Source organism: Rhizobium sp. NFR03, assembly GCF_900111275.1.
In the GTDB taxonomy this organism is placed as follows: Bacteria; Pseudomonadota; Alphaproteobacteria; order Rhizobiales; family Rhizobiaceae; genus Ferranicluibacter.
The window spans coordinates 478,248-489,878 of sequence record NZ_FOGR01000004.1 but is presented as its reverse complement, the minus strand read 5'-3'; the positions used below and the strand labels follow the sequence as shown (position 1 = coordinate 489,878).

General features: G+C 63.7%; 11 protein-coding genes. 7 read left to right on the top strand and 4 right to left on the bottom strand.

Features of this window, described 5'->3' with window-relative positions:
* Positions 1–27: 27 nt before the first annotated feature.
* Positions 28–186, bottom strand: coding sequence for a hypothetical protein (locus BSG19_RS26110; RefSeq protein WP_170865997.1), 159 nt, complete (start codon positions 184–186; stop codon positions 28–30).
* Positions 187–282: 96 nt separating this feature from the next.
* On the opposite strand from BSG19_RS26110, the gene BSG19_RS15455 reads away from it, so the two are divergent.
* The gene (locus BSG19_RS15455; RefSeq protein ID WP_092988892.1) at positions 283–2,244 is read left to right on the top strand and encodes a methyl-accepting chemotaxis protein; all 1,962 of its coding nucleotides are present in this window, start codon (positions 283–285) and stop codon (positions 2,242–2,244) included.
* The gene (locus tag BSG19_RS15450; RefSeq protein ID WP_092988891.1) at positions 2,244–2,726 is read left to right on the top strand and encodes a chemotaxis protein CheW; all 483 of its coding nucleotides are present in this window, start codon (positions 2,244–2,246) and stop codon (positions 2,724–2,726) included. Before BSG19_RS15455 ends, BSG19_RS15450 begins: the two co-directional genes overlap by 1 nt.
* Before the next feature lie 444 nt (positions 2,727–3,170).
* On the opposite strand, the gene BSG19_RS15440 is transcribed toward BSG19_RS15450, so the two are convergent.
* Positions 3,171–3,371, bottom strand: coding sequence for a hypothetical protein (locus BSG19_RS15440; RefSeq protein WP_092988890.1), 201 nt, complete (start codon positions 3,369–3,371; stop codon positions 3,171–3,173).
* 165 nt (positions 3,372–3,536) lie between these two features.
* Positions 3,537–5,576 (bottom strand): NADH:flavin oxidoreductase, encoded by a 2,040-nt coding sequence (locus BSG19_RS15435; RefSeq protein ID WP_092988889.1) that lies wholly within the window; start codon positions 5,574–5,576, stop codon positions 3,537–3,539.
* Positions 5,577–5,701: 125 nt separating this feature from the next.
* On the opposite strand from BSG19_RS15435, the gene BSG19_RS15430 reads away from it, so the two are divergent.
* The 4 genes from BSG19_RS15430 (at position 5,702) to BSG19_RS15415 (ending at position 9,706) form a co-directional block, all read left to right on the top strand.
* Complete coding sequence (locus BSG19_RS15430; RefSeq protein WP_170865996.1) at positions 5,702–6,331, top strand: TetR/AcrR family transcriptional regulator; 630 nt, start codon at positions 5,702–5,704, stop codon at positions 6,329–6,331.
* A gap of 296 nt (positions 6,332–6,627) precedes the next feature.
* Entirely contained in the window at positions 6,628–7,629 is a 1,002-nt protein-coding gene (locus BSG19_RS15425) for an ABC transporter substrate-binding protein (protein WP_092988888.1), read from the top strand.
* 99 nt (positions 7,630–7,728) lie between these two features.
* Positions 7,729–8,616 (top strand): ABC transporter permease, encoded by an 888-nt coding sequence (locus BSG19_RS15420; RefSeq protein ID WP_092988887.1) that lies wholly within the window; start codon positions 7,729–7,731, stop codon positions 8,614–8,616.
* Positions 8,609–9,706 (top strand): quaternary amine ABC transporter ATP-binding protein, encoded by a 1,098-nt coding sequence (locus tag BSG19_RS15415; RefSeq protein WP_092988886.1) that lies wholly within the window; start codon positions 8,609–8,611, stop codon positions 9,704–9,706. Before BSG19_RS15420 ends, BSG19_RS15415 begins: the two co-directional genes overlap by 8 nt.
* 13 nt (positions 9,707–9,719) lie before the next feature.
* Here BSG19_RS15415 and BSG19_RS15410 read toward each other — a convergent pair whose 3' ends face one another.
* Positions 9,720–10,592 carry an aldo/keto reductase family oxidoreductase gene (locus BSG19_RS15410; protein WP_092988885.1) on the bottom strand — a complete coding sequence of 291 codons (873 nt, stop codon included), beginning with the start codon at positions 10,590–10,592 and terminating at the stop codon, positions 9,720–9,722.
* Between the two features lie 128 nt (positions 10,593–10,720).
* Between BSG19_RS15410 and BSG19_RS15405 the strand changes: the two genes are divergently transcribed.
* Positions 10,721–11,626: a LysR family transcriptional regulator gene (locus BSG19_RS15405; RefSeq protein WP_092989111.1), complete on the top strand. Its 906-nt coding sequence runs from the start codon at positions 10,721–10,723 to the stop codon at positions 11,624–11,626.
* Positions 11,627–11,631 lie beyond the last annotated feature (5 nt).

Genomic DNA, 11,631 nt, shown 5'->3' with positions numbered 1-11,631 from the left:
TCTTCAGTACATTTCATAAATCAATGGTTATCTGAAATACAACAAATTAATGAAATGATCGCTCGTGGCTTTCCGCGCCGGGCTGAGGAGTTCGATGCGATCGCCGGAAAGCCGTTCCATCAAGATACGTGCCTGACGCGTCGCGCGGCAGAGCACGCCAATTTCCATGACTTGCAACACGGACATGATCTCCGTGTTTTCATAGCCTCCGGCAGAATGACTTTGCTTCCGGCGTTCGCCTATCAGAGATCACGCCAAACACACATATTACCGGAGCTATTCATGTCGATCATCCAGAATGCCAAAGTTGGAACCAAATTGCTCGTATCATCGGGGATCGGCATCCTGCTGATCGTCGGCATGATCGCCAACCAGCAGATTTCCAGTCGGCAGGTCAATGCGGCGAACGAGGTCGTGGAACGCGAGCAGACGATCCTCAACGGCATCGTCAACGCAGAACTCGCACTGGCCCGCATGCGCTTCGCCTCGCGCGGCATCAGCCTTGCCAAGACGCAGAACGAAGCAGCCAATTCATTCGAAGACGTCAAGACGAACTATGAAACTGGCTGGAACGCCCTCGATCGGCCGATCGCGCTGGCGATGATCCCGGACGTGCTCATTCAGATCCGGGAGGGTCTCAGAAGCTTTGAGCTCTTGACCGAAAAACGTTCGATCGCGATCGCGGAGGCCTTCCAGAAGAAGGGCGGCGGTGAGCTGAACGACGACGAGAAAGATGCCGCCATCGCCATCGTCCCCGCCGCCGAAAGCAAGAAAATCGCCGACGACACGGCCGTTTCCATCGACCAAGCGAAAAAGAACGCCACCCGCTTCACGGCGGGCGCAAAAGAGTCTCTGAATGCGACGGTCGCACAAGCCAATACGGTCGCGCTCGCCATCGGGCTGGCGATCGTGCTCGTGCTCACGCTCTCGGCCTTCATCCTTATCAAGAGCGTCGGTCAGCCGATCCGCATCATGACGCAGGCCATGCGCAAACTTGCGGAAGGTCATACCGATATCGATCTTGCCTATACGAACCGGAAAGACGAAATCGGCGATATGGCCGGGGCCGTCGAGGTGTTCCGCAAGGCCGCCATCAACAACACGCGCCTGGAGCAGGAAGCAGACGCGGCACGCCTTCAGGCGGAGACCGATCGCGTTCGTATGGCGGCCGATGCGGAAGCCACCGCAAGGGTTCTCCTTCAGGAAGCGACGGCCGGCCTTGCCACCGGCCTGCGCCGCCTTGCCGCCGGCGATCTCGGCTTCCAGCTGAACGACGCGTTCGCCCCTGACTTCGAGGCCCTGCGCCACGATCTGAACGGCGCGATCGAACAGCTTGCGGAAACGATGCGGGCCGTGGCCGGTGCCAGCACCCAGATCGACACCGGAACCCGCGAGATCAGCGCCAGCACGGAGGATCTCTCCAAGCGGACCGAACAGCAGGCCGCCTCGCTCGAGGAAACCGCAGCGGCTCTCGATGAAATCACCGTCAATGTCACCAATGCCTCCAAGCGCGCCGAGGAAGCCCGCAAGATCGCCCTTCTTGCCAACGAAAGTGCTGCCCAGTCCGGCGCGGTCGTGGCCAATGCGGTCGATGCCATGCAGAAGATCGAGCAGTCCTCGAACGAAATCTCCAACATCATCGGCGTCATCGACGAAATCGCCTTCCAGACCAACCTGCTGGCGCTGAATGCCGGCGTCGAGGCAGCAAGAGCGGGCGATGCCGGCAAGGGCTTTGCCGTCGTCGCACAGGAAGTGCGCGAGCTCGCCCAGCGTTCGGCGAAAGCGGCCAAGGAGATCAAGGATCTGATCCGCAATTCCTCGCAGGAGGTTCAGAGCGGCGTGAAGCTCGTCAGCGACACGGGCGAGGCGCTGAAGACCATCGAAGGCTACATCGTCACCGTCAACCAGCACATGGACGCGATCGCTACATCCGCCCGCGAACAGTCGGTCGGCCTTGCCGAGGTCAACACGGCCGTCAACCAGATGGACCAGGTGACGCAGCAGAACGCGGCCATGGTAGAAGAAAGCAATGCCGCCAGCGCGACGCTTGCCGGTGAAGCCCAGCGCCTGCGCGAGCTGATCTCCCAGTTCCAGCTGGGCGGCGCGTTGCGTCAGACCGCATCCGCCATGGCGGCAGGCGCGTCCCACCGCCCGGTGGCTTCGCCGGCGAAGCGGCTGGCTGGCAAGGTCGCACAGGCCTTTTCCGGCAATGCCGCGACCAAGCAGACATGGGAGGATTTTTGATGAGCGGCTTGAACCCATCGGTATCCGGCACAGGCGACACGCTTGAGATCATCGCCTTCAGGCTGCACGGGCAGGCGTTCTGCGTGCGTACGACGACCATCCGCGAGATTCGCGGATGGGGCCCGGCCACGCCGATCCCGCATGCCCCGCCGGATGTCATCGGCGTGATGAACCTGCGCGGCATGGTCATTCCGATCATCGATCTTGCCAACAAGCTCGGCATGGACAGCTCGGAGCCGACCCAGCGCAGCGCCATCGTCGTGGCCGAGATACACGGCATGGCCATCGGCCTCATCGTCGATGGCGTCTCCGACATCCTGACGGTGTCGGCAAGCCTGCTGCAGCCGGTCCCGGAGATCAGCATCTCCCCCGGCATGCACTATGCCGACGGCATCATCGCCCAGCCGGACGGCATGGTCTGCTTCCTCAACCTGGAACGCATGTTCGAGAGAGAGCAGCTTCCGCAGGAGGTCGCGGCCTGAAGCAGGCCGGACGATACCGGCGCAAAGCCCGCGCCCGCATGTCGCACGATCCGGTGCAGGTTTTCACCGGAAAGGCGATGCCACCGTGGCAGGGGCGCGCTCTGGCCTGCCCCTGGGTACGATCAGGGGCGTGCCCGAGACCGGATCGGCAACCCGGATGCCGTCCGGCGCCAGAGAAGAATGCGGCAGCAGGCCAAAGGCGGCGCGCGACCTCTTTTGCCGGGTAATGGACAATCGACTTGCCATCCGGGATCACCTGCCCCGGCAACGGCGTCAGCAATCGCGACAGGGCGCGCCAGCCTGCGTGGATATGGTCATCGGCCTGTCGTTCTCGAGCGGACTCTCTCGCCGTTCAAAAACCTGTTTCTCTCAGATGCCGGAAGGCCAGGACGTGGATCGTGTCTTCCGCTGGTTCATGGTGACAAGGCGCGACGTAGCGGCTGCTCAGAGCCTGCGCGCAGCAAGGCGCTGCCGATCCTGTTCGACGTGCCGGTGGCCCAGCTCCGTCAGGCGGAATTGTCGTTTCTGATATTCCCCGCGAATGAGGATGAAGCCTTGCTCTTCGGCTTCGGCAAGGGTCTTCAGGCTCGTGCCTTTGGGGGGCGCCTGCCAGTCCAGACCGGCGGCGCTGTGGAGCAGTACCATTATCTTGATAATCGCGCTTATCCCTAACTCATGACGCAGCCGTCGCCGGAGCTTTCGCCACGGCCGCTGCAAAGGCCCCGTTTTCGCGCAAAGCCGGTATCGAAGGCAACCAAAAAGATGCCGTTTCCCGTCCCGAAGGCGTTGCTTCGGGGGAGAACGCGATCTTCACAGATCCTTTGCCAGCCGCAAGGCGTCGTAAATCGCCGCATGCGTATTGCGTGCCGCCACCGCGTCGCCGATGCGGAAAAGCTGGTAGGCGCCCTCGGGGTTTCGGGTCAGGGTCTGCGGTTGGCCGGCGATGAGGGCGTCATAGGAGATTTCGCCGAGGTTGCGGGAGGCGGGACGCAGGTCGAAATAGAGATCGTCGAGCGGGATGGTGCCGTGGTTGACGACGATCTGGTCGACAATGCGCTCCCGGGCAACCCCGCCGTAATCGCTGCCGACACGGGCGACGATGGCGTTGCCGCGCCGCTCGGCCGATTGCAGCCGGTAGGTAACGGTGAATGTGGCGTCGAGCGCCTGGAGCGAGCGCATGTAGGGTACGAGGTTCATCGCCATCACCTCCGGCGCAAAGGCGCGGTCCGGCGTCATGATCTCGACCTTTGCGCCCGATTTCGCGATGATCTCTGCAGCTTGCAGGCCCGCATGGTCGCCGGCATCGTCAAAGACCAGCACGTTGGCGCCCGGCTTCACATCGCCGCTGATGATGTCCCATGAGGAGACCACGAGATCGTTGCTGGAGGTGAGAACCTCCGTGTGCGGCAAGCCGCCGGTGGCGATGATGACGACGTCCGGGCGTTCGGCCGCGATCGTCTCGGCATCCGCCCAGCTGTTGAAATGGAAGGCGACGCCGTGCTTTTCGCACTGGCCCATGCGCCAGTCGATGATGCTCATCATCTCGCGCCGGCGCTCGCTCCGGGCCGTCAGGCGGATCTGTCCGCCGGGATTGTTCGCCGCCTCGTGGACGACGACGGAATGGCCGCGCTCGGCCGAGACGCGCGCCGCCTCGAGCCCCGCCGGGCCCGCGCCGACGATGACGATCCTGCGCGGCGTCTCAGCCTTCGGGATCGTGTGCGGCATGGTCTCCTCGCGTCCCGTCGCGGCGTTGTGGATGCAGAAGGCCATGCCGCCCTGGTAGATCCTGTCCAGACAGTAATTGGCGCCGACGCAGGGACGGATGTCCTCCTCGCGCTTCTCGATGATCTTGCGCACGATATGCGGATCGGTCATGTGCGCCCGCGTCATGCCGACCATATCGACCTTGCCGCTTGCAATCGCGTGGCGGGCGGTGGCGACATCGGGGATCTTGGCGGCGTGGAAGGTGGGGAAGTTCGTCGCCGCGCGGATCTCGCCCGCGAAATCCAGATGCGGGGAATTGGCCATGCCCTGAATGGGGATCACGTCGGTGAGGCCGGGATCGGTATCGATATGGCCGCGGATGACGTTGAGATAATCGATGAGGCCGCTGTCGCGCAGGCGGCGCGAGATCTCGATGCCCTCCGCCTGCCCGGTGCCGCCGGGCAGACACTCGTCCGCCGTGTAGCGCACGCCCAGAATGAAGTCGTCGCCCACCCGGGCGCGCATGGCCCTGAACACGTCGAGACAGAAGCGCAGGCGGGTGTCGAGCGAGGAGCCGCCATAGGGGCCGTCGAGCTCGTTGGTCACAGGTGAGGTGAACTGGTCGATAAGGTGGCCATAGGCTTCGAGCTCCACACCATCCATGCCACCCGCCTTCATGCGCTCGGCGGCATCGGCGAAATCGGCGATGATGCGGGCGATATCCCAATCCTCAAGCTTCTTCGGGAAGGCGCGATGGGCGGCCTCCCGCTGGTGCGAGGGGGCGAGCACCGGCAGCCAGTCGCCCTTGTCCCAGCGCGTGCGCCGGCCGAGATGGGTGAGCTGGATCATGATGGCCGCGCCTTCCTCGTGCACGGCATCGGTCATCGCCCGGATATAGGGCACGATCTCGTCCTTATAGGCGAGCAGGTTGTTGAAGACTGGCGGGCTGTCCTTCGAAACCGCGGCCGACCCGGCCGTCATCGTGAGCGCGACGCCGCCTTTTGCCCGCTCCACGGTATAGGCGCGATACCGCTCCTTCGGCATGCCATCCTCGGGATAGGCAGGCTCGTGCGACGTGACGATGATGCGATTGCGAAGGGTCAGATGCTTCAGCTTGTAGGGCTGCAAGAGGGGGTCGCTGGACATGCCTTAAGCTCCGCTGATGGGGGATAGGGCTGAGGCTAGCGAGGAATGTACAGGTGTGTCAACAACGAAAACAGCTGTGTACATTTAGCTTGTTTACGGCTGCCGGTTTTGGTAGCCTCGTCCTCATGGAGCAGGCAGTGAACGACAGCGGCTGGCGAGGGTCCTATGAGGGGTGGTTCGATGCCGCCTATGCCTCGCTGCTGGAATCGGGCGTGGATTCGGTGAAGATCCTGCCGCTTGCCAAGCGGCTCGGCCTCTCGCGCACCAGCTTCTACTGGTTCTTCAAGGACCGCGAAGCGCTGCTGGATGCGCTGATGGCCCGCTGGCGCGATACGAACACCGGCAACATCGTCCGGCAGTCCGAAGCCTACGCCGAAACGCTGGTCGAGGCGATGCTGAACGTATTCGACTGCTGGATCGACACATCCCTCTTCGATGCCCGGTTCGAGTTCGCGGTGCGCAGCTGGGCGCTGCAATCCCCTGACATCGAGGCGGAAGTCCAGCGCGCGGACGCAGCCCGGATGGCGGCGCTTGCCCGGATGTTCATCCGTTTCGGACATGACGAGGTGAGCGCGGATGTCAGGGCGCGTACGACCTATCTCGTGCAGATCGGCTATATCTCCATGCAGGCCCGCGAGGACGTGGCGCTGCGGATGAAACGCATCCCGCATTACATCGCGATTTTCACGGGACGGGACCCGGAGCCACGGGAACTCCACCGGTTCTACGCCCGCCACGGCTACAGCGAGGCTTGAGCGCACATGGAGGCTGCACCGGCGACCCTAACCAAACCTCTCCCTGCTCGTCTAATCGCGCCCTCGAATGGCGCGACAGGGATGTCGCCGCCCCGGTCCATCCGCCACAATCACGCAGCTTCCGTAAGTCTCGGACGACCGGAAGAGGAGCATTCGCGAGGGAAAGCGCGCCCGAAAGAGGCGCCGCCTTTGGTCGATATCGAGGATGAGGAGACTGTCCTTCAAAGCCCATGAAGCGGGTATCCGCGGCCGCCCGCTTTTTTACGCCTAGCCGCTAAAAACAAAGGGGAACGACAATGAAGAAACTTCTGGCCTCAACCTGCCTGATGATGGGCCTGTTTGCCGGCGTATCCGCCGCCAGCGCCGCCGAGTGCGGCAGCGTCACCATTGCCAGCATGAACTGGCAGAGCGCGGAGGTCATCTCCAATCTCGACAAGCTGATCCTGAACGAGGGTTATGGCTGTCAGGCCGAGATCACCGTCGGCGACACCGTTCCCACCATCACCTCCATGGCCGAGAAGGGCCAGCCGGACATCGCGCCCGAGGCCTGGGTGGACCTGCTGCCGGACGTCGTGGCCAAGGGCACGGAAGAGGGCCGCATCGTCAAGGTCGGCTCGCCTTTGCCGGAAGGCGGCAACCAGGGCTGGTGGATCCCGAAATACATCGCCGACAAGCATCCCGACATCAAGACCATCCCGGACCTTCTGAAGCACCCGGAGCTTTTCCCGAACGAGGAAGACACGAGCAAGGGTGCCGTCCTCAACGGTCCGCAGGGCTGGGGCGGCACGGTTGTGACGACGCAGCTGTTCAAGGCCTATGAGGCCGAGAAGGCGAACTTCACGCTGGTCGATACCGGCTCGGCCGCCGGCCTCGACGGCGCGATCGCCAAGGCCTACGAGCGCGAAAAGGGCTTTGCCGCCTATTACTGGGCGCCGACGGCTCTGCTCGGCAAGTACCCGATGGTCAAGCTCGAAGCCGGCGTCGATGCGGACCCGGCCGAGTGGAAGCGCTGCAACACCGTTGCCGATTGCCCCGACCCGAAGCCGAACGCATGGCCTGTCGACACCATCGTCACGCTGGTCGCCAAGCCCTTCTCCGAGAAGGTCGGCCCTGAGGTCATGACCTATCTCGAAAAGCGCTCCTGGAGCAACGAGACCATCGGCAAGCTGATGGCCTGGATGACGGACAATCAGGCGAGCGGCGAAGACGGTGCCAAGCACTTCCTGAAGGAGAACAAGGACATCTGGACCAAGTGGGTCTCGGCCGACGCCGCTGCGAAAATCGAAGCAGCGCTCTAGTCGATCCTATGAGGCGGTGCGCCCGGCGCACCGCCTTTCCACTTGCCGTCAGAAGAAGAAAAAGACGTCGCACGGCTCCTTCCAGAGAAAGGAACCCGCATGGAATGGTTTTACACATTTCCACATATGGATGACGACGCGCTTCGCAATCTGAAGAAAGCCATCGACGAAGGATTCCGGGGCTTCACCCGCACCTATGGCGACGCGATCGAGACGCTGTTCTCGCCGCTCCAGAGCTTCCTGCTCGCCACCGATCGTTTCATGACGCAGACGCCATGGCCCATCATCACGGCGATCATTCTCGTGATCGCCTGGTTTGCCAGCCGCAACGCGAAGATCGTGCTCGGCTGTCTCGTGACGCTGCTGCTCATCGGCTATTTCGACATGTGGACCGACACGATGCGCACTGTGGCGATGATCTTCGTCTGCACGGTGCTCTCCATCGCCGTCGGCTTGCCCATCGGCATTCTCATGGCGCGCTCGAACACGTTCCAGCGGATCGTCAACCCGATCCTCGACGTGATGCAGACCATGCCGAGTTTCGTCTATCTCATTCCGGTCGTCATGCTGCTCGGCATCGGCCGCGTGCCCGGCCTGATCGCCGTCGTCATCTACGCCATTCCGCCGATGATCCGGCTGACGGACCTCGGCATCCGGCTCGTGGACAAGGACGTGCTGGAGGCGGCCGACGCGTTCGGTACCTCGGAGCGGCAAAAGCTGTTCAAGGTGCAGCTGCCGCTGGCGCTGCCCACCATCATGGCCGGCATCAACCAGACGATCATGATGGCGCTCGCCATGGTCGTGGTCGCCTCGATGATCGGCGTGCAGGGGCTGGGACAGCCGGTGCTGAAAGCCATCGCCAACCAGTATTTCACGCTCGGCATGTTCAACGGGCTCGCCATCGTCGGCATCGCCATCATCTTCGACCGCGTCAGCCAGGCCTATGGCAAGCGGCTCCAGAAGCACCGGGAGATCGTTCATGGCTGATCCCGCTCTCCACACGACATTCGGCGGCATCGCCGTGCGCAATCTCTACAAGATCTTCGGCCCCAATGCCGCCGCCCATGTGGATGCGGTGCGCAACGGCATGACGAAGACTGAGCTCAACGCCGTGCACGGCCATGTGCTCGGCCTTCGCGACATCAATATCGAGATCGCCTCGGGCTCTATCCAGGTGATCATGGGCCTGTCGGGTTCCGGCAAGTCCACGCTGATCCGACACATCAACCGGCTGATCGACCCGACGGCCGGCGAGGTGCTGGTGGATGGCGTCGACGTGGTGAAGATGGGCGCTGCCGAATTGCGCAGCTTCCGGCGCCACCAGACGGCGATGGTGTTCCAGAAGTTCGCGCTGCTGCCGCATCGCAGCGTGCTCGACAACACCATGTTCGGCCTTGAGATCCAGGGCATCGAGCGCGCCAGATCGCGCGACATCGCCATGCGCTGGCTGGAGCGTGTCGGACTGAAGGGCTTTGAGAGCAAGTACCCCAACCAGCTCTCCGGCGGCATGCAGCAGCGCGTGGGGCTGGCCCGCGCGCTGTCCAACGATGCGCCCGTGCTCCTCATGGACGAGGCCTATTCCGCGCTCGACCCCCTGATCCGCATGGACATGCAGTCGGTGCTTCTCGACATCCAGGCCGAGATCCGCAAGACGATCGTCTTCATCACGCACGACCTCGATGAGGCCCTGCGCCTCGGCGACCAGATCGCCATCCTGCGCGACGGCGAGGTGATCCAGCAGGGGACGAGCCAGGACATCGTGCTGCGCCCGGCCGACGACTATGTCGCAAGCTTCGTGCGCGAGGTGAACCGCGGCCGCGTGGTGCATGTGGAAGCCGTGATGACCCCGCTGCGCACACCGTCGCAGGGCCATGCACCCGCCCGCACGATCGCTTCCGACGTCACGATCGAGGAAGCGCTCCGCATCCTCGTTGCCACGCCCGAAGACGATGCCACCGTGGTGGACGCTGCCGGCAAGCCCGTGGGCACGGTCAGCTTCCGCCAGCTCGCGGGCGCCATGGTCAACGCGCATGAGATCGGCGGGCAGCAGACGGCGAACCGGGCAAACGTCGCCTGAGCGCTGAACGGGATCAGCCCGCGGCCCCGATTGCGTCGAGGCGTGAGAGGATGTCGGCCGGAAGCTCCAGATCGGCGGCGGCCAGGTTTTCGCGCAAATGAACGCGGGAAGAGGTGCCGGGGATCAGAAGGATATTGGGCGCGCGGGCGAGAAGCCACGCCAGGGCCACCTGCATGGGCGTGGCGCCCAGTTCGCTTGCGGCATCGCTCAGCGCTGCCGACTGCAAGGGCGAGAAGCCGCCGAGGGGGAAGAAGGGCACATAGGCCGTGCCCGCGGCCGCGAGGTCGTCGATCAGGGCGTCGTCGCCGCGGTGGGCAAGATTATACTGGTTCTGCACGCAGACGATGTCGGTCATCCCCAGGCCCTCGGCGATCTGCGTGGGCGTGACGTTCGACAGGCCGATATGGCGGATGAGGCCCTGCGCCTGCAGCTCCATCAGCACCGAAAGGGGCGCCTCGATCGAGCCCTCTGCCGGTCCATGCACGTCGAACATGGCGCGCAGGTTGACGACGGGCAACGTCTCCAGCCCGAGGTTTTCGAGGTTCTCGTGCACTGCCCGGGTCAACGCCTGCCTGGAGAAAGCGGGATTCCATGAGGCGTCGGCACCGCGCACGGCACCGACCTTGGTGACGATGACGAGATGATCCGGATAGGGATGCAGCGCCTCGCGGATGATCTGGTTGGTGATATGCGGGCCATAAAAATCGCTCGTATCGATATGATCGACCCCGCTCCCGATGGCCTCCCGCAGAACAGCGACGGTCTCCGCGCGGTCTCGCGGCGGTCCGAAAACCCCTTTCCCCGCAAGCTGCATCGCGCCGTAGCCGAGACGCGTCACGGTGTAACTGCCGAGCCGGAACGTGCCTGCCTTTTTGATGTCGGTCATGAAAGTCTCCTTGTGTCGATGAAAGCAAGATATGGCAGCGCCCGCCGCTTGATAATCCGTGGTAATGAGAACGGGTTGTGCGGGTTGGCGGACAGTGGAGAGATATCGTGCAGGGTGACGCATTCGATATGGATGACGTGAAGGCGTTTCTGGCCGTGGCCTCCGCCTGCGGGTTTCGCGAAGCGGCAAGAGCGTCGGGCACCAGCGCATCGGCCCTCAGCGACGCCGTTCGCCGGCTCGAAACCCAGCTCGGCATCCGGCTTCTCAACCGGACGACGCGCAGCGTGGCACCCACGGACGCGGGACGGGCGCTGATGGAGCGGGTGAACCCGGCAATGCGGGAAATCGACGCGGCGCTTCGACATGTCGTCAGCCTCGGCGACAAGCCTGCGGGAAGCCTCAAGCTGAATGTGCCGATCAGCGCGGCGCGGCTGATCCTGCCGCAGATCGTGCCGGCCTTCCTCAAGGCCTATCCCGATATCCGGCTCGAAATCATGACGGACGAGAGCTTCGTCGACATCAACGCCGCCGGCTGCGATGCCGGCATCCGTTATGACGAGCGGCTGGAGCAGGACATGATTGCGGTGCCGATCGGTCCGCGCATCCAGCGCTTTGCCGCCGCGGCCTCGCCGGCCTATCTCGATGCCAGAGGCCGACCGGCGCATCCAAGCGACCTGCTGGCGCATACCTGCATCCGCAGCCGCTTTGCCGGGCGTTCCGTCACCCCTTGGGAATTCGAGCGTGGGGAGGAGACAGTGCGCGTCGATCCATCGCCGCAGCTCGTCGTGCAGGCTGGCGGCGGCTCGGATCTCGGCGTTGCCGCAGCCATCGAAGGGATCGGCATCGTCTCGCTGTTCGAAGACTGGCTGCAGCCGCATTTCGACAGCGGAGCGCTGGAGCCGGTGCTCGAAGACTGGTGGTCAGGCTTCCCCGGCCCCTTCCTCTACTATCCCGGCCGCCGCCTCGTCCCCACCCCGCTGCGCGCCTTCATCGACTTCATCAGGACAAGGCGGGACGGGCAAGGCCTTTCGTAGGCGTC